The following is a 25,241-nucleotide window of genomic DNA, read 5'->3' on the forward strand; positions in this document are numbered from 1 at the left end:
AATTTACAGATTACCAGCCCCTAACCGAGCCGATTGCACGGCTCGGCCAGGGAAATCATCAGGCCATCTTCGCCTTGACTTCGTCCGCAACATTCTGCGGCACTTCGTCATAATGCGAGAAGGTCATCGAGTAATTCGCACGGCCCTGGGTGAAGGAACGCAGCGAGTTCACATAGCCGAACATGTTCGCCAGCGGAACCATGGCCTCGACGATCTGCGCGTTGCCGCGCGTGTCGGTGCCCTGGATCTGACCACGACGGCTGTTCATGTCGCCGATGACGTCGCCCAGATATTCTTCCGGGGTCACGACTTCGACCTTCATGACCGGTTCGAGCAGGGTGATGCCCGACTTCTGCGCCGCTTCGCGCATCGCGGCGCGGGCGCAGATTTCGAACGCCAGCGCCGACGAATCGACGTCATGATAGGCGCCGTCATACAGCACGATCTCGAAATCGATGATCGGGAAGCCGATCAGCGAACCGGTGGCCGCCGTTTCGCGGAAGCCCTTCTCGATCGCGGGGATATATTCCTTGGGAATATTGCCGCCCTTGATCTCGTCCTTGAACAGGATGCCCGCACCGCGCTCGCCCGGCGTCAGCTTCACCTTGACGCGGCCGAACTGGCCGGTGCCGCCCGACTGCTTCTTGTGGGTGTAGTCGATGTCGACCGGCTTCTTGAGATATTCGCGATAGGCCACCTGCGGCGCACCGACATTCGCCTCGACCTTGAACTCGCGCTTCATGCGGTCGACCAGGATTTCGAGGTGAAGTTCGCCCATGCCCTTGATGATGGTCTGGCCCGATTCGTGATCGGTCGAGACGCGGAACGAGGGATCTTCGGCAGCCAGGCGGTTGAGCGCGACGCCCATCTTTTCCTGGTCGGCCTTGGTCTTGGGTTCCACCGACAGTTCGATGACCGGCTCGGGGAATTCCATCCGCTCCAGGATGATCGGCTTGCGCTCGGCGCACAGCGTGTCCCCGGTGGTGGTTTCCTTCATGCCGGCCAGCGCGACGATGTCGCCGGCATAGGCCGCATCGATGTCTTCACGGCTGTTCGCGTGCATCAGCAGCATGCGGCCGATCTTTTCCTTCTTGTCCTTGACCGAGTTCAGATAGGTGCCCTTGGTCAGGGTGCCCGAATAGACGCGCAGGAAGGTCAGCGAGCCGACGAACGGATCGTTCATGATCTTGAACGCCAGGCCAGAGAAGGGCGCGTCGTCCGACGTTTCGCGGCTGTCCGGCTCGTCGGTGTCGGGGTTGACGCCCTGCACGTCTTCGATGTCCAGCGGCGAAGGCAGATAGTCCACGACCGCGTCGAGCAGGGTCTGAACGCCCTTGTTCTTGAAGGCCGAACCGCACAGCACCGGCACAAACGACTGGTTGAGCGTGCCCTTGCGGATCAGCGTCTTCAGGGTCGCGGTGTCCGGCTCATTGCCTTCCAGATAGGCTTCCATCGCCTCGTCGTCCTGTTCGACGGCGAGTTCGATCAGCTTTTCGCGATATTCGGCAGCCTTGTCAGCCAGGTCGGCCGGAATTTCCTCATAGAAGAATTCGGCGCCCAGGCTTTCATCCTTCCAGATGATCGCGCGGTTTTCGACCAGGTCGACCAGACCCTTGAAGTCCGCTTCCGCACCGATGGGCAGATACAGGACGGCAGGCTTGGCACCCAGACGGTCGATGATCGTCTGCACGCAATAATAGAAGTTGGCGCCGGTACGGTCGAGCTTGTTGATGAAGCACATCCGCGGAACCTTGTACTTGTCCGCCTGACGCCACACCGTTTCCGACTGCGGCTCAACGCCGGCAACGCCGTCGAATGCGGCGACCGCGCCGTCGAGCACGCGCAGCGAACGTTCGACTTCGATGGTGAAGTCGACGTGGCCGGGGGTGTCGATGATGTTCAGACGATGCTCGGGGCCTTGACCCTCGGCAGCCTTCCACACGCACGTCGTCGCAGCCGACGTGATGGTGATACCACGCTCCTGCTCCTGCTCCATCCAGTCCATCGTGGCGGCGCCGTCATGGACTTCGCCGATCTTGTAGGACTTGCCGGTATAGTAAAGGATACGCTCGGTCGTCGTGGTCTTGCCGGCGTCGATATGCGCCATGATACCGAAGTTTCGATAATGTTCGAGCGGATGGCTGCGGGCCATGATGCTTCTCCGTTGCCGGCGCACCGGCTGTGAGGGGATTCGTTTATATTGCGCGTGGCCCCTAAACCAATCCGTCCGCCATGGGTAGACACCCCCGGCGAACGGACCGATTTTGGTAGCCGAATGACAAAGCGGGCACATCAGCGCCCGCCCTGCTATTACCAGCGGCGTTTCTGCCGCTACCGCTGTTACCAGCGGTAGTGCGAGAAGGCGCGGTTCGCTTCCGCCATGCGGTGCGTGTCTTCGCGCTTCTTCACGGCATTGCCGCGGTTGTTGGCGGCGTCCAGCAACTCACCCGACAGGCGCGCGGCCATCGTGGTTTCGCTGCGGTTGCGCGCGGCGGTGATCAGCCAGCGAATCGCCAGGGCCTGCGAACGTTCGGGACGAACTTCGACAGGCACCTGATAGGTCGCACCGCCGACGCGGCGGCTGCGGACTTCGATGCCGGGCTTGATGTTGTTCAGCGCGTCATGGAACATGCCGATCGGATCCTTCTTGGCGCGGGTCTCGACAGTTTCGAGAGCGCCATAGACGATCGATTCAGCAACGGCCTTCTTGCCGTCCTGCATGATGCTGTTCATGAACTTGGACAGCACGATATCACCGAACTTGGGATCGGGCAGGATGATGCGCTTTTCGGGGCGACGACGACGTGACATATTTTAGTCTCCCTTACTTCGGACGCTTCGCGCCGTACTTCGAACGGCTCTGCTTACGATCCTTGACGCCCTGGGTATCCAGAACGCCGCGCAGCACATGGTAACGCACACCGGGAAGATCGCGTACGCGGCCGCCACGGATCAGCACGACGCTGTGCTCCTGAAGGTTGTGGCCTTCACCCGGAATATAGGTGATGACTTCGCGCTGGTTGACCAGACGCACCTTCGCAACCTTACGAAGCGCCGAGTTCGGCTTCTTCGGGGTCGTGGTGTAGACACGGGTGCAAACGCCGCGCTTCTGCGGATTCGCCTCCATTGCAGGGACCTTGCTCTTGGCCTTCTGCGGATCGCGGCCCTTGCGGACCAGCTGGTTGATTGTTGGCATGAAGCCCTTCACCTTTTTCAGTTACTTTACCTGGACGTCCCCGCGTTTTGCACCGTCCGGACGAGAGATTCGACCAAACGGCAAAGGCCCCGGTGGGCATAAGCCCCCTGGAGCCGCAAGAGCACCCGGCAATGTTCAGCTCTAAAAAGCGCCCAGAATAAGGACGGGAGAAGACCGAGTCTCCGCACATCCACGCCGCTGGGCAGCCGCGCCTATAGCGATGCACACAGATCCGGTCAAGCAAGGCGCCCCCTGACGGTAGCGCGGGACCAGATGGCGATTTGCGACCGCTGAAAGGCGCGGCCGCCACGGCCGACGAAAAGAGGCGAAAAAATGAAAAATGCCGTCATGTGCACGGAACCAAAGCGCCCGATCCTCGTTTCGTCCCGTTCGACTTTCGACTCGTCACGAGTCCGCAGCCATGGATTCGCGCGATAGGCAAAGCTTTGCTACCGGCCCCGCGGGCAAAAGAATGATGGTTTTAGAGTCGCGGGGTCGCATTGTCGCATCAGAAGAAGAAGGGAATGGCCGGTCTCCGGGACCGGCTCAACGCCCTCTGCCCTGAGCGGGAGATTTTCCTGCGCTCCGGTGGCCAGGTCAAATTCATCCGCATTTCCCGCCGCGCGCAACTCGTGGCGGCCGGCGCCCTTTCCGCCGCGCTGATCGGCTGGGCCGGCGTCACCGTCTCCATGCTCGCCGGCAGCGCCTCGGTCGAACAGCAGCGCGCCGCACTGGCGCAGCAGGGCAAGTCCGTCGCCAGTGCCGCCAGCAAGGTGGAGGGCTATCGCCAGTCGGTCGAGGATCTGGCGCAGGATCTCAAGACCCGCCAGGACTTCATGGACGATCTCTACAAGACCCATTTCGGGGCCGAAGACGGCAAGGATGCCGGCGCCGATCTGGTCGGTGAAGAGAAAAGCGACGCAAAGGCCGAAGGAGCGGAAAAGCTGAATGCCAAGATCAGCATGGCGCCTGAAGCCGCGCCGCTGGTCAAACTGGAACAGCGCCAGCGCCGCTTCGCCTTGTTGTTGACCCATGCGGTCGAGCGCCGCGCCGACAAGGCCGCCGCCGCCATCCGCAGCTTCGGCCTCAACCCCGACACGCTCGCCCGCAGCGCCGCTCGTGCGCAAGGCGGCCCCTTCGTCCCCTGGAAAGGCGACAAGGGCGCGATGACTGGCGAACTGGAAAATCTGGCCGACGCCATGTCGCGCATGGAGTTTCTGGAGCGCAGCCTGCTCACCATCCCGTCGGGCCAGCCCACCGGATCGCCGATGCTGACGAGCAGCTATGGATATCGCCGCGACCCGTTCAACGGCCATGCCGCCTTCCATGCCGGCCTCGACTTTCCCGGCCGCTACGGCCAGCCGATCAACGCCGCCGCCGATGGCAAGGTCAGCTATGTCGGCCAGCGTCAGGGCTATGGCAATGTGGTCGAGGTGGAGCATGGCAACGGCATCATGACCCGCTATGCCCACCTGTCCGGCTTCGCTGCCCATGTCGGGCAGAAGATCGCACGCGGCGACACGATCGGCCGCATGGGCTCGACCGGCCGCTCGACCGGCACCCATCTGCATTTCGAGGTCCGGCTGAACGGTCAGGCCGTCAATCCCCGCCCCTTCCTGGAGGCCCGCAAAGATGTTCTCCAAGTCCAGCAAATCGCCACGGCCCGTTTCGCCGATGTCCGCGACCGGGGGTAAGTCCATCCCCTTCTCGCTGATCGGCGGCGACGTCAGCATCGCCGGCAACCTGACCGCCAGCGTGGACCTGCATGTCGACGGCGTGATCGATGGCGACATCAGTTGCGCCGCGCTGGTGCAGGGACCGGACAGCCGCATCACCGGCCATGTGACGGCGCAGAGCGCGCGCCTCGCCGGCCTGGTCGACGGGTCGATCACGGCCGGCGAACTGGTGGTGGAAAGCAGCGCCCGCATCACCGGCGACGTCGTCTATGAACGCATCACGATCGAACCGGGCAGCCGCATCGAAGGCCGCTTCCGCCCCAAGGACAGCGACACCCCCACCGCCGAATTGAAGCTGATCGCCAACGACAGCGCGGGTTGAGAACTAAACCCTCCGTTCGCCCTGAGCTTGTCGAAGGGCCCTTCTTTCTTTGTACGTTGCAAGAACGAACGGGCGTGTTGAGCCTCTAACCATATTTGTCACTGGCAACCTGCCTGCCACGCTCCTAACCCCCGCGCCATCATCCCAAAGGGAAGAGGTGCGCCATGGAACGTCCCGACTTCTGGCCCGACATCCGTCGTTTCCTGCTCGGCTTCGCGATCAGCGGCCTCTTTATCGGCATCTGCACGCTGGTCAGCGTCAAACCGCTGCCCTGATACCGCCCAGCCGTTCGTGCAGAGCCTGTCAAAGCATGCGAACAATGGGTCTTCGCTGGAATTGCCATTAACGACTTCGCAGATTCATCCCGAGCCAGATCACTGCATGCGTGGATAATCCAACGACTGGCTCCAGCAGTCTTGGCCAGAAACCATGCGGATTCATATTGGCGAGCGAAACATCATGATGCTCCTGCTCCTCAACGATGATATGCCGCAATATGGCGACTGCCTCCTGATCTATTCCCGCCAGCGCCTCAATCTGCTCATACATGTGCATCAGCACGGCCCGTTCGATCGCTACAGTCGTTGCGGCAATCGCATGCCGTCCTGCCAATCCGGTGATAGCGCCAAGAGCGACGCCACCCAAGCCACACCATAGGTAGCTGCGACATCGGCGCTGCCCGCGGCGTCGCAATTCCTGGCCGAACAATGCGCGATGCTGGCGCTCGTGCGTGATGAAATGATCGAGGTCGCCGATCATGTCCGGCGCTCGCCATCGCGCGAACCATTTCTGAACATGATAGATGCAGACAGCGCCATGCTCGCCAGCATGATCGACTTTCATCACGCGATCGCCAAGGCTCTCACCGATATTCAGGCGCGCGGTGATCGTCATTTCGCCTCGATGTCGCAATGTGATTTTGGAAATCTACTTTCAATTCACCGGCGCCCGTCGCCGATAACTCAACGCCTCCGCCACATGCACCCGCCCGACCCGCTCCGCGCCCGCCAGATCGGCGATCGTGCGAGCCACGCGCAGCACCCGCGTATAGCCGCGCGCCGACAGCTTCATCGCGGCGGCGGCCTGCGCCAGCAGTTGCCGTCCAGCCTCGTCCGGCCCGGCGACGTCCTCCAGCCGCTCGCCATCCACCTCGGCATTGGTGCGCACCTTCGTCCCGGCATAGCGCGCCGTCTGCAAACTCCGCGCCGCCGCGACCCGCGCCGCGACCTCCGCCGATCCTTCGGCGGGCGGCGGCAGCACCAGGTCGGCCGCCGTCACCGCCTGCACCTCGACATGCAGGTCGATGCGATCCAATAAAGGCCCCGACACCTTGGCCTGATAGTCCGCCGCGCAGCGCGGCGCGCGGGAACAGGCCAGCGCCGGATCGCCCAGATGGCCGCATCGGCACGGGTTCATCGCCGCGATCAACTGCACCCTTGCCGGAAAGGTCACATGCGCATTGGCCCGCGCCACCGTCACCTCGCCCGTCTCCAGCGGCTGGCGCAGCGAATCGAGCACGGTGCGCTGAAACTCCGGCAATTCGTCCAGGAACAGCACGCCCAGATGCGCCATGCTGACCTCGCCCGGTCGCGCCTTCAATCCGCCGCCGACCAAAGCCGCCATCGACGCGCTATGATGCGGATTGCGGAATGGCCGCGCCCGGCTGATCCGTCCACCCTCCAGCGTGCCGGCGACGCTCGCCACCATGGAGCTTTCCAGCGCTTCGGATGGCGTCATGTCGGGAAGTATTCCCGGCAGGCAACTCGCCATCAGCGACTTGCCAGCGCCCGGCGGCCCGACCATCAGCAGGTTGTGCCCGCCCGCCGCGGCGATCTCCAGCGCCCGCTTGGCGACTTCCTGCCCCTTGACCTGTTTCAGGTCCGCGCCCCGCGCCGGCGCGTCCACTATGCCGGGCTGCGGTGCCGATAAAGCCGACATACCCTTGAAATGGTTGAGCAAACTCAGCAGGTCCGGCGCGGCGACCACTTCCACCTCCCCGGCCCAGGCGGCTTCCGCGCCCTGCGCGACCGGGCAGACCAGCCCCTTGTCCTGTTCGCCCGCATGGAGAGCGGCCAGCAGCACGCCGGGCGACGGCGCGGTGCGCCCGTCCAGCCCCAGTTCGCCGACGACGACATAGCCCGACAGCGTCTCGGCATCCAACACGCCCATCGCCCCCAGCAGCGCAAGCGCGATGGGCAGGTCGAAATGCGATCCTTCCTTGGGCAGGTCGGCGGGCGACAGGTTCACCGTGATGCGCTTGGGCGGCAATGAAAGCCCGATCGCGGCGATCGCGTTGCGCACCCGCTCGCGGCTTTCGGCCACCGCCTTGTCCGGCAGGCCGACCAGAATGAAATTGGGGAGGCCGGGGACAAGCTGGCACTGCACCTCCACGGCGCGCGCCTCCAGCCCCAGATAGGCGACCGTCGATACCGTTGCGACCAAATGCCCCCGCCTTTTCCGCTGCCCCGTCAGTCCGTCACCGGACTATTCTTCTACCGGTGCGCCCGCCCGATCCCGTTCAGGTTCATCGGGCCGCCCCTTGAATCCCTGCGCCACGACATACCATTCGACGCTGCCCTTGCGGCTGGCCGGTGGCTTGGCGTGCTTGATCGTCGTGAAATTCTTCTTGAGCAGCACCAGCAATTCGCCGTCCGTGCCGCCCGCGAACACCTTGGCGACGAACGTGCCGCCCTTGCGCAGATTCTCCACCGCGAACCAGGCCGCTGCCTCGACCAGCCCCATGGTGCGCAGATGGTCGGTCGCGGCATGGCCGACCGTATTGGCCGCCATGTCGGAAATCACCAGGTCCGGCGCGTCGCCCAGCGCATCGCGCAGCATCTGCGGCGCCTTGTCGTCCATGAAATCCATTTCGAACAGGGTGACGCCCCCGATCGGATCGACCGGCAGCAGGTCGATGCCCACCACCGCCGCTTTCGGCGCCATCTTCCGCACCACCTGCGCCCATCCGCCCGGCGCGACGCCAAGGTCGACGACGGCCTTCGATCCCTTCACGAAGTGAAATTTCTCGTCCAGTTCGATCAGCTTGAACGCGGCGCGGCTGCGCCAGCCTTCCGCCTTCGCCTTGCGGACATAGGGGTCGTTCAGATGCCGCTCCAGCCAGCGCACCGACTGCGCCGTACGGCCCTTGGCGGTCTTGACCCGCACCTTGCCGACACCAGAACCCCTCACATCACTCTCCCGTCGCGGTCCATCAGGCCGCGTAAAATACCCTCGCGAATGCCCCGGTCGGCGACGCCCAGTCGCTCCGCCGGCCAGATGTCGAGGATCGATTCCAAAATGGCGCAGCCCGCCACCACCAGATCGGCGCGTTCGGTGCCGATGCAGGGCAGCTTCTGCCGCTCCGCCAGACCCATGCCGGACAGGCGATTCGAAATCGCGCGCATCGATTCGCACGGCACGATCAGGCCATCGATCGCCTGCCGGTCGTAACGCGGCAGGCCCAGATGCAGGCTCGCCAGCGTCGTCACCGTGCCCGACGTACCAAGCAGGCGGATATCCTGCGCATCCTTGGGCAGGCGGCGCGCCAGCGGCGAGAAAGCCTCCGTCACCCGCGCGCGCATCCGTTCGTATGCGGCCAGCCGGTCGGCGGCGTCGCCATGGTCGAACGCTTCGCTCTCGGTCAGCGACACCACGCCCCAGGGCGCACTCACCCAGTCGACAATGCGCGGCGCGCCGGTCGTGCCATGCGAATCGACCAGCACCAGTTCGGTCGATCCGCCGCCGATATCGAAGATCAGCGCCGGCCCGTCGCCCGGCTCCAGCAGAGCATGACAGCCCAGCACCGCCAGCCGCGCTTCTTCCTGCGCGCTGATGATGTCGAGCGCGATGCCGGTTTCCTGATAGACGCGCTGGATGAACTCCGCCCCGTTGGACGCGCGGCGGCAGGCCTCGGTCGCGACCGACCGCGCCAGCGTGACGTGGCGGCGGCGCAGCTTGTCGGCGCAGACGGAAAGCGCCGAGATCGCACGGTCGATCGCCGCATCGCTGATCCGGCCGGTGGCGGCCAGCCCCTCGCCCAGCCGCACGATCCGCGAAAAGGCATCCACGACGATGAAGCCGTCGGCAGACGGCTTGGCGATCAGCAGGCGGCAATTATTGGTGCCCAGGTCGATCGCGGCATAGGATCGGCGATCGCGCGCGCCATGGGGCGGAAAGACCCGCTGTACCGGCGGGGGCGGAATGGCCGCAGCCTTGCTCCCATCGCCCGGACCGGAGCGGGCACGCTTGCCCGCATAACGGCCGGCCGGGCCGGAACTCTGCGGCGATGGGCGGCTCTGCTGCACCATGCCGTAACTCACTTCTGCACTCGCCAGCCCCCAAAAGCGGAGCCGGAACTTGATTCCATGCTTAGGCAGATATGGCGCAATGCGCAAGCGACCCGCCGATCAGCGGACGGATCGACACGACCGCCGCCGCGCCGACCCCATCAAACACGCGCGGTCGATTTCATTACGATCGGATAATGAATGACAATCATCGTTAGTAACGGATTAATATGGGATAAATCAGTCATCATTGTGACCTTTATGAAACAAGTGCCGACTTTCTTCCTTCGACTGATTGTCTTGCACAATACAGTTGGTTAGCGTCCGTCCCGGTCTTTGGGGAGTTTTTAACATGCACATTCGCAAGAATGGCGTGAGCCTGTTGGCGCGCGCCGGACGTACCGCCCTTCTCGCTTCCGCCGCCGTCGCCGCGCTCAGCATCGCACCTGCCGCGCAGGCGGTCGTGCCGGCCGACGACAAGACGCCCCAGGATATTCTCGACAGCGGCGTCAACGGCGTCGGCATCATGTATCGGGACGATGGGTTCGTCTGCACCGGCACGCTCATCAATCCGCGCACCGTCATCTTCGCGGCGCACTGCGTCAACGATCGCACCTCGGCCGATTACAGCACGGTGAATGGCGGCGTGCCCGTGGCCTTCGCGTTCGAGGCGGACGCCCGCCCCGGCCTGATCGACTGGCTGTCGAACAATTATACGACCAACACGGCGCTGAGCGTCTATAACGTCAACAATATCGCCTATCATCCGGACTCGCTCGATCCGCCAGCGCTCAGCTTCCTTTATGGCGACGTCGCCATGGCCACGCTGGACACGCCCGCCGCCGACGTGCCGACCTGGACCGTCCTCTTCTCCGCCCTGCCCGCCCCCTCCTCGATCAGCGAGACGACCGGTACCGGCTATCATGTGGCGATCACCGGCTATGGCCGCAGCGGCAGCGGCACGACCGGCAACAGCTATGGCATCGACTTCCGCCGCAAGTCGGCCGAGAATTTCCTGGGCCTGCTGGGTTCGCTGGACGATGTCGACGGCTTCCTGTTCGGCGGTGGCAGCGGCTATTCGCAGAATCTCTATCACACCGATTTCGACGATCCGACGCGAGAAAATCCGTTCGACTTCAACCTGTTCAAGGACGACGCCCTGCCCAATGAAGGCAGCACAGCCGGTGGCGATTCGGGCGGCCCGCTGATCCTGGACCAGGCGTTCGACGAAAAGACGGTGATCGGCGTCCTGTCGGGCGGCAGCCGCTACTTCCTCGACCAGCCGGCCAGTTCCTATGGCGGCTCCTCCTTCTACCAGCCGCTCTATCTGTTCTGGGACTGGATCGCGCAGAACAATCCCTATCGCTATGCCACCGCCAAGGCGGGCGACGGCAAGTGGAGCGACGCCGACCACTGGATCACGGCGCTCGACCCCAATTACCGGATCATCGACAGCACAGGCCAGCTTGTGAATGGTGTGCCGACCACGCCGGGCGCAGGCGCCTTTGGTGATGACGACGCGCAGAAGTTCGGCCAGCTCTGCTACCAGCCCGACGGCATCTGCTATGATGTCGGCACCGGCACGCTCTATGTGAACGGTGTCGCGGTTGAAGAGGGCGACGGCAGCGCCACCCCCGCCGCCACGACGGCGTCCGGCACTACGACCGTGTCCAACAACAAGGGCAAGGTGGAAATCGCCGAACGCAGCCCCAATGGCACGAGCGCCTCGCTGGCCGACGGCACCATCCTCGAAGCGCAGGCGGAAGGCGACGCCGACGATGGCGAAGTCACCACCCAGGCCCTGCCCGGCCCGACGCTGGCCAACGGCCTGCCCGGCGCCACCGGCTTCGTACCGAACAACATCGACCCTGTCGCCTCGGCCGGGGTCATCGGTCGTTATTATGACGTGACGCTGAGCGCGGCCGGCAAGACCACGCTGGACATCGACGCCACGGTCGACCGCTTCACCATTTCGGGCACCGGCGCCACGCTGGACGTCACGGCGGACGGTTCGCTGACCAGCCTGATGGATATTTCCCATCTGGCCGGCGTGGTGAATGTCGACGGCAGCGTCACGACCCCCGGCGACTATTTCCTGATGACCGGCCTGTTGTCGGGCAAGGGCACGGTACGCGCGCCCTTCTTCACCAATGTACTGGGCACCATCGCACCGGGCGGCATCGGCACCATCGGCACGCTGAGCGTCGAGGGCAATGCGATCCTGACCTCCGGCAGCACGCTGCATATCGACCTGGGCGCCAATGGCGTGTCCGATGTGCTGGCGGTCAAGGCCACCCGCTTCGTCGAAGATGATGGCGAAGGCGAAGTCGAAACCCCGCCGACCGGTGGCGAAGGCGGCGGCCAGGACCAGCGTCAGGCCCAGGGCAGCGCAGCCGCTATCACCGCGGCGCAGGCCGATGGCGACGTCTCGCTGCTCGCGGTCGGCGATCCGATCGACGGCATCGCGGCGGTCGGCGGCCGGGTCGTGTTCGGCGCGACCACCGGCACCAAGGTCCGCTATGGCAACCAATATACATTCGTCACGGCCGAAGGCGGCGTCGACGGCACCTTCACCGCTCCGGCCCAGCTATCGGCGATCCTGAAGCCGGTGCTGATCTATGGCGACAATAGCGTCAGCGTGCGGATCGACGCCGGCCTCTATGCCGATGTCGTCAACGGCGCATCGCCGAACCAGACCAGCTTCGCCAAGCTGCTCGACCAGAATCGCAGCCTCTATGCGAATTACGCCAACCTCTATGGCGAGGCTGACCTGCTGAGCGTGGCAGGCATCCAGGCGACGTTCGAGGGCATGGCGCCGCGCACCGAAACGCTCAAGACGTCGATGGCCGAGGTGCTGAACGACAATATGGCGCGCTTCTATCGCGACCGCCTGACCAAGCTGGACGCCGGTTCGCTCGGCGGCACGCTGACCATGACCGGCCAGCCGATCCAGCTCGCCGCCGCCAGCCTGAACAATATCGACCTCGGCATGGACCAGAGTGGCAACAGCGACACCACCACCCGCGAAGGCGTGCTGCCCGACGATATGAGCGCCTTCCTGGCCGGCGGTTATATCGACGGCAAGGCGTCCCCGATGCGGACCGCCGTGCCGCTGGGCAACGACCAGTTCGATGGCTGGTACGCCGCGATCGGCGTCGAAAAGGCGTTCGGCACCAATGGCGTGATCGGCCTCGCCGCCTCCTTCAGCGAATTGAAGGGCAATACCGGCGCCAGCGACTGGGCGCGTGCCCGCCTCTATCAGGGTACCGTCTACGGCGCCTTCGACCTTGGCGGGTTGAAGCTGGATGCGGTCGGCAGCGCCGGCACAATGGCCACCCGGTCGCGCCGTTCCTTCGCGGTTGGGGTGAACCCCTACACCCTCTATGGCAGCGACCAGGAACTGGCGCTGTCGGGTGAACTGGGCCTCAGCAAGGCGCTGGGTGGCGACACGTTCAGCATCGTGCCCCGTGCCTCGATCCGCGGTGCCTATATCAGCTCGGGCAATCTGGCGGAATATGGCGGCGACGCGGCTTTGGTCATCAAGCGCCATGCGATCCGCAGCGCGCAGGGGCGTCTGGGCGCCACGATCAAGTCCGACATGGGCGGCTTCAAACCCTATGTCACCGCCAACTTCGTCCATGAATTCAACGACCAGCCGGGCTGGTTCCTGGCCAATCTGGTCGGCGGCACCGGCAGCATGGCGCCCTTCGCGCTGGGCGGGCAGGACAAGAATTGGGGCGAGATCGGCGGCGGGCTGACGGTCACCACCGGCAATATCGACCTGACCCTGTCAGCCGACACCACTGCCTGGCGCAGCGACGTCAAATATCAGAGCTATCGCGCGGGCGTGAAGTTCCGCTTCTGATTTCCGGCTCCCAGCCGAAAGGAAAGGGCCGCCCGTTTGGGCGGCCCTTTTCGTTGGGGGTGGATGACATCCCTGATACAACGGGAGGCGGCAGATCGGATTGGAATAAAGTCCGTTCGCCCCGAGCCTGTCGAAGGGCCGTTCCTTCCTGTCCAAGCTCACAGAGAGGAAGACGCTTCGACAGGCTCAGCCCGAACGGGGGAAGGGTTGACGTACCATCCCCATCCAAAACACCTCATTCCGTATACAGCTTCACCAGCCGGTAGAGGAACGCCCGCCCGTCCAGCAGCGATTTGACGCGGATGCGCTCGTTCAGGCCATGGACGCCCTGCCCGTCCGGGTCGGCGAACATGCCCGACACGCCATAGGTCGGGATGCCCGCCGCATTGGTGAAACGCCCGTCGGTCGCCCCGGTCGCCAGGCGCGGGATCACCGGCACGCCCGGCCACATTTCCTTGGTCAACGCCTCGATCGGCCCCATGATCTGCGGCGTCAGTTCGGGCGCGGAGGATTTGGGCTGCGGCGGATCGGCCAGCGTCACCTTGACCTTGAGATCGGCGGCCACCTCGCTCAATCGCGCCAACACGGTGTCCACGGCCTCGCCCGGAATGATGCGGCAATTGACATTGGCGGTCACCGACTGCGGCTGGGCATTGGGCGCATGGCCGCCGGAAATCAGCGTGGGGATGCAGGTGGTGCGCAGCGTCGCGTTCCAGCTCGCGCTCTCGGCCGACACCGCGGCGTAATCCGCCTCGCTCGCCTTGCCCGCGCCGATAGCCGCCATCGCCGCCGACACCTTGGCCGGATAGAGCGGCGCCGACGCCCCGAAATAGGCCTTGGCCGCCGGGGTCAGGTTGACCGGGAAATCATAGTCGTTGATCCGCGCCAGTGCCGCCGCCATCCAGCCGATCGCGTTGAAACGGGGCGTCTGGCGCGAGCTGTGCCCGCCCGGTGCGGTCGCGGTCAGGGTGAAGTCCTGATAGACCTTCTCGCCCGCCTGCACGCCCTGGCTGACCGGCTTGCCCGCTTCGTCCAGCGACCCGCCGCCGCCCTCGTTCAATGCCCATCCGGCCTTCAGTGCATCGGGCCGGTTCTTGAGCAGATATTCAACGCCGTTCAGGGCCTTCTCCGTCTCCTCGCCGCAGGTCAGCGCCAGCTTGATCGTGCGCCTGGGTTTGTAGCCCTCGGTCTTGTAGCGGATCATCTGGTCGGTGAAAGCCGCCGCCATCGCCTTGTCATCGGACGTACCCCGGCCATAGAAATAGCCGCCCTCCTCGATCAGGGTGAAGGGGTCGCGCTCCCAGTCGCTGCGCTTGGCCGCCACCACGTCGATATGGGCAAGCAGCAGGACGGCCGGCAGCCTGGCATTGCTGCCGCGCAGGATGGCGGTCAGATTGCCTTCCTTCGGGTGCGCTGGGTCGGTGACGATCGCGATGTCGCCGTCGGCATAGCCCGCCGCTTTCAGCCGCGCCCCCATCCGCTCCGCCGCGAGCGTACAACTGCCGTCCGGCCAGCTCGAATCGGTTTCCACCAGTTCCTTGTAGAGCGCACGGAAGGCCGGCTCGTCCCCCCGCGCCTGCGCATCGGGCGTGGCGGCATATGCGCTGGTTGTGACAAACAGCGCAGCGATCAGCGCGGTGGCGGGACGGTGAAATGCCATGAAAAAAGCCCCTCTGGTGCAAGAGGGGCGCAGCTTGGCCAAAGCGGGGCGGGAGGGCAAGCACTGCCCGAAACAAGAGTGCCATCATGGTCCCCGGCGCAGGCCGGGGTCCAGTTCAGACCTCGAATACTGGACCCCGGCCTGCGCCGGGGAACAGCGTCGTGACAACCGCAGTGCCTTACAGCGGCAGCAGAGCCGCAACGATCTGCCGCTCTTCGGCGCGCAACACGCCCCAGGCGCGGGCGGCGGCACGGCTGTCCATCGCCTCCACACCGATCCCCAGCGCCTCGACCGCGCGGACGAAGGGGCGCGGCGGCTGGCGCAATCCCACGCCGGTGCCCAGCAGCAGGAATTCAGGGCGCGGATCGGTGCCGAACAGGTCGCCCAGCGCCTCCACCGTCAGCGCATCCACCGACGCCGGCGCATCGGCCCAGGCCAGCGCCCGGACCGGGCTGAGCAACAGGCCGTGCGGAAACACATCGTCGCGCACCCGGAAGCCCCGGCCCTGAAAGCCGGTGACGATCGGCCCCTGCCCGCTATCGTCGCGACGGAGCTTGATACCGGAATCGCTCAGGGCTTGGCGCCGTCGTCACGGGGTCCAACGCGCTCGGCCGTCCCGGCATAATCACCCTTCTTGCCCGCCTTCTTCTCCGACGTCTGCGGGCTGAGGCCCAGCGAGATGAGCAGCGAAGACGACACATAGACCGACGAGTAGGTGCCCACGATGATGCCCAGCATCATGGCCGCGGTGAAGCCGCGCAGCACATGGCCGCCCAGCAACAACAGCGCACCCAGCGCCAGCAGGATCGTCACCGACGTCATGACCGTGCGCGGCAGGGTTTCGTTGACGGACAGGTCGATCAGCGACTTCATGTCCATCTTGCGATATTTGCGCATATTTTCGCGGATACGGTCGTCGATCACCATCTTGTCGTTGATCGAATAGCCCACGATGGTCAGCACGGCGGCGATGATGTTGAGGTCGAACTCCAACTGCGTGATCGCGAAGAAGCCCAGCGTCATCAGCACATCATGCACGATCGCGACGAAGGTCGAGACGCCGAACTGCCATTCGTAGCGGAACCAGCTGAACACCGCGATGCCCAGGATCGCCAGCACCACCGCCAGCACGCCATTCTGGATCAGCTCGCCCGACACCTTGCCCGATACCGTGTCGTAGCGGGAGAAGGTGACGCCGGGGAACTGCGCCGTCATCGCCTTGCGGGTCTTTTCCACCACCGCATTGGCCGCGCCGGCGCCACCCTGTTCGGGTAGCGGCAGACGGATCTGCACGGTCTTGGGATCGCCGAACTGCTGGAGCGAGCTTTCGCCCACGCCCAGCGATCCGATGGTCGCGCGGACCTTGTCGGTTTCCACCGCCTGCGGGAATTTCGCCTCGATCATCAGGCCGCCGACGAAATCGACGCCAAGGTTCAGGCCCTTGTGCGCGGTTGCGCCGACCGCCAGCACCGTCAGCAGCGCAGTGAGCGCGAACGCCCATTTGCGTACGGCGACGAAGCCGATATTGGTATTGTCGGGGACGAGCTTGAGAAGTTTCATGGGTGTGTCCTCCCGCCCCTCTTAAATATGAATGTCGGTCGGACGGGTGCGGCGCACCCAGTTCGCGACGACCATGCGGGTGAAGGTGACGGCGGTGAACACGCTGGTCGCAATGCCGATCAGCAGCACGATGGCGAAGCCCTTCACCGGCCCCGACCCCAGCGCCAGCATGATGCCGCCCGCGATGGCGTGGGTCACGTTCGCTTCGAAGATCGTGCGGCTCGCTTCCTTATAGCCATGTTCGATCGACGCCACGACATTGCGCCCGCGTCGCCGCTCCTCGCGAATACGCTCGTAAATCAGCACGTTCGCGTCGACCGCAGTGCCGATGGTCAGCACGAAACCGGCGATGCCCGGCAACGTCAGCGTCGCGCCCAGCATGCCCATCACGCCCAGGATGACCGCCACGTTGATGGCGACCGCCAGGTTGGCATACATGCCGAACCGGCCGTAGCTGACGAACATGAAGGCGGCGACCGCCACGACGGCGACGATCGACGCGATCAGGCCGGCGCGGATCGAATCCGCACCCAGCCCCGGCCCGACCGTGCGTTCCTCAACCACCGTCAGCGCGACGGGCAGCTTGCCCGAACGCAGCGCGATGGCGAGCTGGTTGGCGCTTTCCACGGTGAAGCTGCCGGCGATCTGCGCGCTGCCGCCCAGAATCGGTTCGTTGATGTTCGGCGCCGACAGCACCTGATTGTCGAGAATGATGGCGAAGGGGCGGTTGACATTCTGCGACGTCACCTGCCCGAACCGACGGCCTCCCGCACTGTTGAAGCGGATGTTGACGATCGCCTGATTGCTTTGGTCATATCCCTGCGTCGCGTCGGTCAGATCCTCGCCCGACACCATCACCTGACGCTTGACCGCGATGAACGGCACGCCCGACGGGTTGGCGGGATATTTCAGCACTTCGCTGCCCACCGGCGCACGCCCCTGCGCCACTTCGGACGGGTTGGCGGTCGTGTCGACCAGCTTGAATTCCAGCTTGGCGGTCTGGCCCAGCAGATCCTTCAGCGCCTTGGGATCGCCCAGACCCGGCACCTGCACGACGATGCGATTGTCGCCCTGCTGCTGGATCGTGGGTTCGCGCGTACCCATTTCGTCGATGCGCTTGCGGATCACTTCGGTCGCGACTTCCATCGCGCTCTTCACCGCGCTCTTGATGCCGGCATCGGTGGGCGTGATGACGATGGTGGAGCTGTTGACCACCTCGACATTGAAGTCGCGCTGGCCGGTCAGCCCCGCGCCCTGCGTCAGCGGCCGGATGCGCTCGACGGCGGCGTCCACCTGGCTCGGCTCGCGGACCATGAAGCTGAGCTTCCCGTCGCGGCTCGAAATGTCGCCGATCGCGATCCTGGGATCGCTCCGGCGCAGTTCGGTGCGGACCTGATCCTCCATATTGGTCAGGCGCTGCTTGGCGACATCCTGCGTCGACGCTTCGAGCAGCAGATGGCTGCCGCCCGACAGGTCGAGGCCCAGATTGACGCGCGTCTGCATGAAGCGCGGCAGGTGCGCGACGGTCGCGTCGGGCAGGAAGCTGGGAATGGCGCACAACACGCCGATCGCCAGAGGCAGGATGATCGCAAAGACCGCCCAGCGCGAAAAGTTCAGCATGGGGTGGCTCAGTCGTTCGCGGGCTTGGCGGCGGTGGGGTCGATCACCTCGGTCAGGGTCGACTTGACCGCCTTGACCTTCAGGCCGGGCGCCAGTTCGATATCGGCGTAAATCTCGTCCACGCGCACGACCTTGCCGACCAGACCGCCACCGGTGATGACCTGATCGCCCTTCTTCACGGCGTCGATCTTGGCCTTGTGCTCCTTCAGCTTCTTTTGCTGCGGACGGATCAGCAGGAAATAGAAGACGACGAAGATCAGGACCAGCGGCGCCATCTGTACCAGGATTCCGGCGCCGGAGGCTTGCCCGCCCGCGGTCTGGGCAAAGGCTGGGGTAATGAACATGGGTGGGACTGCCTTGTATCTGTCGGTCGCACACGCCCAGTCGGCATGCACGGATCAAGGGCGGGCGGCTAACATAGATGGGGGGCAAGAGGCAATATGATTAGGGATTACGACGATCGGTGACGGCGGATGCAATTGAGCGCTTGCGCTTTTAATCCGCTGCTTATATTGGGCGCCCTCCGGTCGGGACGTAGCGCAGCCTGGTAGCGCATCACACTGGGGGTGTGGGGGTCGGAGGTTCGAATCCTCTCGTCCCGACCAATATTTTCGGAAGAAGCGGCCATCAAGGGGACGGACGCCGGAAAATCTCTCACGCGCGGGCGCGGGAGGGATCATGCAGCAGGCATGAAGCCATGAAGCCAGCCACGCTCATCTTTTCCCCGCGCGCCTATCGCCATGCACCTTATGGCTCGACAGGGCCTTGCCTTGAAACACGGGAACGAAGACCGCCCCTTGCCGCTTGATCCAGCGATAACGGGAAGGACAATCCGATGTATCTGATGACCGGAGCAGCTCTGGGCGCCATCCTGCTGGTGGTCCTTCGTCTCGGCCTGACGCATATCCAGCGCTGGATGAAGCGCAATATCGCCATCGCGCCCAAGCCGGACCGTCGCACGCCGCGCGACTGACATGGGGCGTGACGTAATTTATACTCTGTCCTACAACGAACCATATGGGATAAATGATTCGCCTCATTCCAAATAGGAGGCGCATATGGATATTCACGACCTGGTCGACGAGGTCATTGCCCGCGAGGGCGGTTATAGCGATCATCCCGCCGATCGCGGCGGCCCCACCAATATGGGCATCACGCTCGGCGTCGCCCGCGCCAATGGCTATGTGGGCGACATGAAGGCGCTGCCACGCGGCGTCGCGGAGGGGATCTATCGCCGCCTCTATTGGGAGCGGCCCGGCTATGCCTTCATCGCGGAAATGAGCGGGCCGATCGCAGCGGAACTGTTCGATACCGGCATCAATATGGGCGTTTCGACCGCGACGGGCTTTCTCCAGCGTGCGCTTAACGCGCTCAATCGCAACCAGAAGGACTATCCCGACCTCAAGGTCGACCGGCAGGTCGGCGCGCGCACCCTCGCCGCGCTGACCGCCTTCCGTGCCCTGCGCGGGGCCGCCGGCGACAAGGTCCTGCTCAAGGCGTTCGAAGCGCTGCAAGGCGAACGCTATGTCGCGCTGGCGGAGCAGCGACCGGCCAACGAAGCCTTCCTCTATGGCTGGCTCGCCAACCGGATCGGTTAAGGGAGGTGTGACGATGCAACAGGATGGCGACAACGAATCGACCGACCTCTGGACGCAGCGCGCGCGCCCCGCCTTTCTCTATGTCATGTATGCGTTGTTGCTCTGGTCGCTGCCCATGGGCCTGATCGCCGGGGTGCGACCGGACATGGCAGCGGCGATCACCATGGGCATGCGCGCCTATCTCAACGCGCTGCCCGAACCGCTCTACGCGCTCTTCGGCACCGGCTATCTGGGCTATACCGCTGCGCGCGCCTGGGGGAAGGCGAAGGGGAGCGAACGGTAACAGCCACTCACCCCTCCGCCGGGAAATGCGCCTTGATGAAGTCCAGCACGATCCGCGCACGCGGCGGCAGGCGGCGGCGGGAGGGGTGGACCGCGAAAATGTCGAGCGGGGCGATGGCGCTGTCGGGCAAGACCGGCACCAGCCGCCCCGCCGCCATATCCCCCGCCACCCGGATCGCCGGCAGCAACGCGATGCCCAGGCCGCTCAACGCCGCGCGATGCACGGCCTCGCTATTGTCCGACCGGAACAGCCCCTTCACCAGCCGCTCGCGCCCGTCGATCGTCCAGCGCGCGGGCATGTCGCCATAGGCATAGGCGATGCACTGATGCCCCGTCAGCGCATCAACCGACGCCGGCACGCCCTGCGCGGCCAGATAGTCGGGATGCGCCACCAGCCGCCGCGCCAGCCGCCCCAAAGGGTGCGCGACCAAATTGTCATCGCCGATCGGCCCGACCCGCACGGCCAGATCGAGCCGATCCTCCACCACGTCGCGCTGCCAGTCGGTCATGGCGCAGTCGATCTGCAACCCCGGATAGCGCCGCCCCAGCTCGCCCAGCCGCTCGACATAATAGAGGCCGAGCGCGGTGGTCAGGCCGATCCGCACCAGCCCGTGCGGCTGGTCCCGCTCCGGCCCGAAGTCCGCTTCCGCCAGATCCAGCGCATCCAGCATCGTGCGCACATGGACCAGCAACTGGTCCGCATCGGCCGTCGGCACCAGCCGCCGCGTCGTGCGATGGAACAGGCGGACGCCGAAATGCGCCTCCACCAGGTCCAGCCGCCGGGCGATCGTCGTATGGCTGGCATGCACTTCCCTGCCCACGCGCGAGAAACTGGGCACCTCGACCAGACGGATCAATGTTCGCAAAGCGATCAACAGGTCAGACATTTACACGCCTTACGCACAGATATTGTGCGGCCAATCCTTATTGTCCCCGGCACCAAAAGGCCACACCTGCATCGCCACGCCCCACCATGACGGGCGCGAGGAGGATGAGAGGATGACCGCACCCCGTATCGCTCACGCCGGACTGGCCGCCAAAAGCCGCACCGCAGCAGAGGCCGCCGTGCTCATCCGTGACGGCATGACCGTGGGCATGAGCGGCTTTACCGGCTCCGGCTATCCCAAGGCGGTGCCGCTGGCGCTGGCCGACCGCATCACCGCCGCCCATGCCGCCGGCGACCCCTTCCGCGTCAAGATCTGGACCGGCGCATCCACCGGGCCGGAACTGGACGGCGCGCTGGCGAAGGCGGACGGCATCGAATATCGCCTGCCCTATAATAGCGACCCCATCGCCCGCGAACGCATCAATGCCGGGCAGATGCACTATTTCGACATGCACTTGAGCCAGGTCGCGCCGATGGCATGGCAGGGCTTCCTCGGCGAACTCGACGTCGCGGTGGTCGAAGTCACCGGCATCACTGCCAATGGCGACCTCATCCCCTCCGCCTCGGTCGGCAACAACAAGACATGGATCGACCGGGCGAAGAGCGTCATCCTGGAGGTCAATCGCTGGCAGAACCCCGCGCTGGAGGGGATGCACGACATCTATTACGGCACCGCCCTGCCGCCCCATCGCCAGCCCATCCCGCTGGTCCGCGCCGACCAGCGCATCGGCCAGCCGACCTTCCGCTGCGATCCGGCCAAGGTGATCGCGGTGGTCGAAACCGACGCGCCGGACCGCAATGCGCCTTTCTCCCCGCCCGATGCGACTGCCCATGCGATCGCCGGCCATCTCCTCGATTTTCTCGGCCATGAAGTGCGTCAGGGCCGCCTGCCCGCCTCACTCCTGCCGTTGCAATCGGGTGTCGGCAATATCGCCAATGCCGTGCTGACCGGCTTGATCGACGCGCCCTTCCAAGACATGGTCGCCTATACCGAAGTCATTCAGGACGGGATGCTGGACCTGCTGGATTCGGGCAAGCTGCGCATGGCGAGCGCCACCGCCTTCTCGCTCAGCCCGCAGGCCGCCACCCGGCTCAATGCCGATATGGGCCGCTATCGCGACAGGATGCTGCTGCGCCCGCAGGAGATCAGCAACCATCCCGAACTGGTCCGGCGCCTCGGCTGCATCGCGATGAACGGCCTGATCGAGGCCGACATCTATGGCAACGTCAACAGCACGCACCTGATGGGATCGCGGATCCAGAACGGCATCGGCGGATCGGGCGACTTTGCCCGCAACGCCTATCTGTCGATCTTCATGACGCCCTCCACGGCCAAGGGCGGCAAGATTTCCGCCATCGTGCCGCATTGCAGCCATGTCGACCATATCAATCAGGATGTGCAGGTGATCGTCACAGAACAGGGCTTGGCCGACCTGCGCGGCCTCGCCCCACGCCAGCGCGCGGAGCAGATCATCGCCCGTTGCGCCCATCCCGATTACCGGCCGATGCTGGCGGACTATTATGCGCGGGCGATGAAAGGCAGTTTCGGCCTGCAATCGCCGATGCTGCCGGGCGAAGCGCTCGCCTGGCACCAGCGCTATATGGATACAGGTACGATGCGAGGGTAGGCGCGATGGCGCGCTGGGTGGCCTCGCTGCCGGCGCGTCATCGCCGGACCGCATCATCCCCGGCGGGCCTGCGAGCGCGCACGCAGGCCCGCATTTAAGCATATGAGCCGCAAATTGAATGTCATGGCAATTTTTGCCATGGAAGCTGGTCTGGAGGCGACATTCCATGGCGACCATGAATATCTCCTTGCCTGATCCCCTGCGGGACTTTGTGCAAAGTCGCATAGAAGATGGCGGTTATGCCAGTGCCAGCGACCAGAGCGCGCTGCGTTAAATCCGACGCAGGTCGCGCGCTCCAGTGGTTTGTTTTCGCATCGTTTTAAGCGAAAAACCGGCGCCCACTTTTTCGCACGATGCTCTAGTTCTTTGTTTTCGCATCGTTTTAAGCGAAAAACCGGCGCCCACTTTTTCGCACGATGCTCTATATGCGCGACCTGATCCGCCGCGACCAGAGCAGTGCCGCAGATGAAGAGCGGTGGCTCAAGGATCTGGATGCCTCTCTGAACGAGAGCATCAGGGAAATGGAAGCCGGTGGCGGTGTCGATCTCGACAGGGTGTCGGATGCCATCGTCGCCGACGTGCGCGGTGGACTCGACCCTGCGCATCGTTGATGCGCGTCCGCCTGTCGAGCCAGGCGGTGCGTGATCTTCAAGGCGTTCACGCCTGGGTTGAACGGGACAATCCCGACCGGGCCATCCGTTTCATCGCAAAGCTTCGTGACGCAATGAAGCGGTTAGCGACGATGCCCAACGCCTTTCCCTTGATCCCGCGCTATGAACGACATGGCATCCGTCGTCGCTCCTGCAAAGGATATGGCATCCTCTATTCGGTCCGACATGAAGGCCTGTTCGTCCATCGGATCATCGGCCCCGGCCAGGACCATGATCGCGCCCTGGGATTGACGTGACGTGGCCGATCCGACGGAGACCCGACCTTCCCCAGGCATGAGAGGGGCCGCCGGACGCTTGCGCCCCGACGGCCCATCATTGACATGGTCAGCGGCCGGAGACCGCCCATGGAAAACGGTGATCGCGCTATCGTCCACCCGCAGACACAGCCTGTGTGTCGGCGCTCTTCATGCTGACGGGTGAAGGATCGATGCTAAAAAGCGTCGCTCAGCGGCGCGTTTCCCGAATGGACTGAACCGACCCCATTGCTGAACCATGAGACATCGGATCACCTCCTTTCGCTATGTTGAAGCCCGCGTGACCGACTTCGCTTGCAACCTCTGATCGGCCACGAGAGGAAGTGTGAATCAGACGAGGCACAGGATCAAGACTTGTAATTATCTTTTTTCGAATCATACTTCCGCGTCCGCGCTTCGGCCCGGAACGCGCCGTGCGGGTCAGCCCCGGCAATCCTCGATCACGCGCGACACTTCGGCCCAGGCGGGGACGATCAGCGCCGCCTGCCCGGTCACCTCGACCGCGAACTTGCCCCGGCTATAGGCGATCTGGTCCAGCACCGTGTCCGACGCCGCGCGGAAGGCAACGATCTGCGGCACCACGCCGTTCGCGCCGCCGCTCGACGGGGTCGCGGGCCAGCTCGTCGCGCCATAGCTGGTGCGCACGATGATCGCGCTTGCGCTGCCAGCCCCGGCCCGCGCCAGGCTGATCCGCCGACTCGCCCGGTCGCAGCGCAGCGTCAGGCGCACATCGGCCCCGCTCGGCCCGAACACCGCCACGGCGCCCGCCGCCTCCGCGCGATAGCTCCAGTTGCCCGGCGTCGCGGGGCGATATTGCCATTCGGTCGCGACCGGGGCGGGCTGGGCCGGCGGCACAGGCGCGGGAACCGGGCGCGCGGGACCGGGCGCTGGCGCAGGCGCAGGCGCAGGAACCGGCCGGGCAGGGCCGGAACCGGGACCGACGCAGGACGCGAGCAGCACCAGCGAGGGAAGGAAGGCGGCGAAGCAGGGAAGGACACGCATCCCCCTTCCATGCCGGACCCCGTTCCCCCACTCAACCGGAAAAGGGGCGAACCGCCGAACCTCTGCGTCCGGCCGCACGGCAATTGACTATTTTCCGCCGAATCGCTAAAGGCCCCGTTCCCCACCATGCGGAGAGCGGCAGTGCTTTTGGCACTAGCCGTCTTTTTTGCGTCTGGGGCCTTGTAATTGGCCGCTTTTCCTCGCCAGGGAAATCCGGCTTGACGCTTTGAGATAGGGATGGCGCAAGCCGGCCCTGTGGAGCAGGAGAAACTATTACCATGGCACGTATTGCGGGTGTGAACATCCCGACCAACAAGCGCGTGATCATCGCGCTCACCTACATTCACGGCATCGGTCGCAAGACGGCCGTCGATATCGCCGACAAGCTGGGCATCGACCACAGCCGTCGCGTGCAGGATCTCTCGGACGCCGAAGTGCTCCAGATCCGCGAAACGATCGACGCCGACCTGACCGTCGAAGGCGATCTGCGTCGCGACACCGCGATGAACATCAAGCGCCTGATGGATCTGGCCTGCTATCGCGGTCTGCGTCATCGCAAGGGCCTGCCGGTCCGCGGCCAGCGCACGCACACCAATGCGCGCACCCGCAAGGGCAAGGCCAAGGCGATCGCCGGTAAGAAGAAGTAATCGTTGAGGGTCGCTGCTTCGGCACGGC

25 protein-coding genes and 1 tRNA gene are annotated in these 25,241 nt (G+C 64.6%); 12 read left to right on the plus strand and 14 right to left on the minus strand.

The annotated features are described in order from the left end of the window. Window positions 1-58: 58 nt before the first annotated feature. The 3 genes from fusA to rpsL form a co-directional block, all read right to left on the minus strand. Window positions 59-2,152, minus strand: coding sequence for an elongation factor G (fusA, locus tag ASE85_RS18015; protein ID WP_056691718.1), 2,094 nt, complete (start codon window positions 2,150-2,152; stop codon window positions 59-61). Between the two features lie 188 nt (window positions 2,153-2,340). Further along, the gene (gene rpsG, locus ASE85_RS18020; RefSeq protein WP_056691721.1) at window positions 2,341-2,811 is read right to left on the minus strand and encodes a 30S ribosomal protein S7; all 471 of its coding nucleotides are present in this window, start codon (window positions 2,809-2,811) and stop codon (window positions 2,341-2,343) included. 13 nt (window positions 2,812-2,824) lie between these two features. Continuing rightward, the gene (gene rpsL, locus ASE85_RS18025; RefSeq protein WP_056692058.1) at window positions 2,825-3,196 is read right to left on the minus strand and encodes a 30S ribosomal protein S12; all 372 of its coding nucleotides are present in this window, start codon (window positions 3,194-3,196) and stop codon (window positions 2,825-2,827) included. A 524-nt stretch (window positions 3,197-3,720) separates the two neighbouring features. Here rpsL and ASE85_RS18030 point away from each other — a divergent pair. Further along, window positions 3,721-4,890, plus strand: a complete 1,170-nt coding sequence (locus tag ASE85_RS18030; RefSeq protein ID WP_082462913.1) for a M23 family metallopeptidase — start codon at window positions 3,721-3,723, stop codon at window positions 4,888-4,890. After that, window positions 4,871-5,254: a bactofilin family protein gene (locus tag ASE85_RS18035; protein WP_200928396.1), complete on the plus strand. Its 384-nt coding sequence runs from the start codon at window positions 4,871-4,873 to the stop codon at window positions 5,252-5,254. Before ASE85_RS18030 ends, ASE85_RS18035 begins: the two co-directional genes overlap by 20 nt. Before the next feature lie 342 nt (window positions 5,255-5,596). On the opposite strand, the gene ASE85_RS18040 is transcribed toward ASE85_RS18035, so the two are convergent. From ASE85_RS18040 to ASE85_RS18055, 4 genes are read right to left on the minus strand one after another with little or no spacing between them, the layout of a single operon-like run. Next, on the minus strand, window positions 5,597-6,148 hold the full coding sequence (locus tag ASE85_RS18040; RefSeq protein WP_056691729.1) for a demethoxyubiquinone hydroxylase family protein: 552 nt from the start codon (window positions 6,146-6,148) through the stop codon (window positions 5,597-5,599). A gap of 39 nt (window positions 6,149-6,187) precedes the next feature. After that, window positions 6,188-7,696 carry a YifB family Mg chelatase-like AAA ATPase gene (locus ASE85_RS18045; protein ID WP_056691733.1) on the minus strand — a complete coding sequence of 503 codons (1,509 nt, stop codon included), beginning with the start codon at window positions 7,694-7,696 and terminating at the stop codon, window positions 6,188-6,190. Between the two features lie 42 nt (window positions 7,697-7,738). Continuing rightward, the gene (locus ASE85_RS18050) at window positions 7,739-8,443 is read right to left on the minus strand and encodes an RlmE family RNA methyltransferase (protein WP_056691736.1); all 705 of its coding nucleotides are present in this window, start codon (window positions 8,441-8,443) and stop codon (window positions 7,739-7,741) included. Further along, window positions 8,440-9,561 carry a Ppx/GppA phosphatase family protein gene (locus ASE85_RS18055; RefSeq protein WP_056691739.1) on the minus strand — a complete coding sequence of 374 codons (1,122 nt, stop codon included), beginning with the start codon at window positions 9,559-9,561 and terminating at the stop codon, window positions 8,440-8,442. The genes ASE85_RS18050 and ASE85_RS18055 overlap by 4 nt, the downstream gene beginning before the upstream one ends. A 331-nt stretch (window positions 9,562-9,892) precedes the next feature. Between ASE85_RS18055 and ASE85_RS18060 the strand changes: the two genes are divergently transcribed. Continuing rightward, complete coding sequence (locus ASE85_RS18060; protein ID WP_056691743.1) at window positions 9,893-13,405, plus strand: autotransporter domain-containing protein; 3,513 nt, start codon at window positions 9,893-9,895, stop codon at window positions 13,403-13,405. A gap of 235 nt (window positions 13,406-13,640) precedes the next feature. On the opposite strand, the gene ASE85_RS18065 is transcribed toward ASE85_RS18060, so the two are convergent. The 5 genes from ASE85_RS18065 to yajC form a co-directional block, all read right to left on the minus strand. After that, window positions 13,641-15,065 (minus strand): M20/M25/M40 family metallo-hydrolase, encoded by a 1,425-nt coding sequence (locus ASE85_RS18065; protein WP_056691745.1) that lies wholly within the window; start codon window positions 15,063-15,065, stop codon window positions 13,641-13,643. A 178-nt stretch (window positions 15,066-15,243) separates the two neighbouring features. Then, a complete protein-coding gene (locus tag ASE85_RS18070) occupies window positions 15,244-15,588 on the minus strand; it encodes an Mth938-like domain-containing protein (RefSeq protein WP_082462914.1) in 345 nt (114 codons plus the stop codon). Between the two features lie 47 nt (window positions 15,589-15,635). Further along, the gene (gene secF / locus ASE85_RS18075; protein WP_056691759.1) at window positions 15,636-16,625 is read right to left on the minus strand and encodes a protein translocase subunit SecF; all 990 of its coding nucleotides are present in this window, start codon (window positions 16,623-16,625) and stop codon (window positions 15,636-15,638) included. 21 nt (window positions 16,626-16,646) lie between these two features. After that, window positions 16,647-18,245, minus strand: a complete 1,599-nt coding sequence (gene secD, locus ASE85_RS18080) for a protein translocase subunit SecD (protein WP_056691762.1) — start codon at window positions 18,243-18,245, stop codon at window positions 16,647-16,649. A gap of 8 nt (window positions 18,246-18,253) precedes the next feature. Then, window positions 18,254-18,589, minus strand: a complete 336-nt coding sequence (gene yajC / locus ASE85_RS18085; RefSeq protein ID WP_056691766.1) for a preprotein translocase subunit YajC — start codon at window positions 18,587-18,589, stop codon at window positions 18,254-18,256. A 184-nt stretch (window positions 18,590-18,773) separates the two neighbouring features. On the opposite strand from yajC, the gene ASE85_RS18090 reads away from it, so the two are divergent. From ASE85_RS18090 to ASE85_RS18100, 4 genes are all read left to right on the plus strand, one after another. After that, window positions 18,774-18,850, plus strand: a tRNA-Pro gene (locus ASE85_RS18090). A 230-nt stretch (window positions 18,851-19,080) separates the two neighbouring features. Then, window positions 19,081-19,218, plus strand: a complete 138-nt coding sequence (locus ASE85_RS23210) for a hypothetical protein (RefSeq protein WP_156358416.1) — start codon at window positions 19,081-19,083, stop codon at window positions 19,216-19,218. A gap of 85 nt (window positions 19,219-19,303) precedes the next feature. Then, window positions 19,304-19,843 carry a glycoside hydrolase family 108 protein gene (locus tag ASE85_RS18095; protein WP_056691769.1) on the plus strand — a complete coding sequence of 180 codons (540 nt, stop codon included), beginning with the start codon at window positions 19,304-19,306 and terminating at the stop codon, window positions 19,841-19,843. 13 nt (window positions 19,844-19,856) lie between these two features. Continuing rightward, window positions 19,857-20,126, plus strand: a complete 270-nt coding sequence (locus ASE85_RS18100; protein ID WP_056692061.1) for a 3TM-type holin — start codon at window positions 19,857-19,859, stop codon at window positions 20,124-20,126. A gap of 7 nt (window positions 20,127-20,133) precedes the next feature. On the opposite strand, the gene ASE85_RS18105 is transcribed toward ASE85_RS18100, so the two are convergent. Beyond that, window positions 20,134-21,012: a LysR family transcriptional regulator gene (locus ASE85_RS18105; RefSeq protein WP_056691772.1), complete on the minus strand. Its 879-nt coding sequence runs from the start codon at window positions 21,010-21,012 to the stop codon at window positions 20,134-20,136. A 112-nt stretch (window positions 21,013-21,124) separates the two neighbouring features. Between ASE85_RS18105 and ASE85_RS18110 the strand changes: the two genes are divergently transcribed. The 4 genes from ASE85_RS18110 (at window position 21,125) to ASE85_RS18120 (ending at window position 23,546) form a co-directional block, all read left to right on the plus strand. Continuing rightward, window positions 21,125-22,639, plus strand: a complete 1,515-nt coding sequence (locus ASE85_RS18110) for an acetyl-CoA hydrolase/transferase family protein (RefSeq protein ID WP_056691775.1) — start codon at window positions 21,125-21,127, stop codon at window positions 22,637-22,639. 166 nt (window positions 22,640-22,805) lie between these two features. Beyond that, window positions 22,806-22,913, plus strand: coding sequence for a ribbon-helix-helix domain-containing protein (locus tag ASE85_RS24475; RefSeq protein WP_443018544.1), 108 nt, complete (start codon window positions 22,806-22,808; stop codon window positions 22,911-22,913). A gap of 151 nt (window positions 22,914-23,064) precedes the next feature. Then, window positions 23,065-23,250 carry a hypothetical protein gene (locus ASE85_RS18115; protein WP_235523608.1) on the plus strand — a complete coding sequence of 62 codons (186 nt, stop codon included), beginning with the start codon at window positions 23,065-23,067 and terminating at the stop codon, window positions 23,248-23,250. Further along, window positions 23,250-23,546, plus strand: a complete 297-nt coding sequence (locus ASE85_RS18120) for a type II toxin-antitoxin system RelE/ParE family toxin (RefSeq protein WP_056691781.1) — start codon at window positions 23,250-23,252, stop codon at window positions 23,544-23,546. The genes ASE85_RS18115 and ASE85_RS18120 overlap by 1 nt, the downstream gene beginning before the upstream one ends. Window positions 23,547-23,984: 438 nt before the next feature. Here ASE85_RS18120 and ASE85_RS18125 read toward each other — a convergent pair whose 3' ends face one another. Further along, window positions 23,985-24,566, minus strand: coding sequence for a hypothetical protein (locus tag ASE85_RS18125; RefSeq protein WP_056691783.1), 582 nt, complete (start codon window positions 24,564-24,566; stop codon window positions 23,985-23,987). Between the two features lie 278 nt (window positions 24,567-24,844). Between ASE85_RS18125 and rpsM the strand changes: the two genes are divergently transcribed. After that, entirely contained in the window at window positions 24,845-25,213 is a 369-nt protein-coding gene (rpsM, locus tag ASE85_RS18130) for a 30S ribosomal protein S13 (protein ID WP_056691786.1), read from the plus strand. Window positions 25,214-25,241 lie beyond the last annotated feature (28 nt).

The organism is Sphingobium sp. Leaf26 (genome assembly GCF_001421665.1).
Lineage (GTDB): Bacteria > Pseudomonadota > Alphaproteobacteria > Sphingomonadales > Sphingomonadaceae > Sphingobium.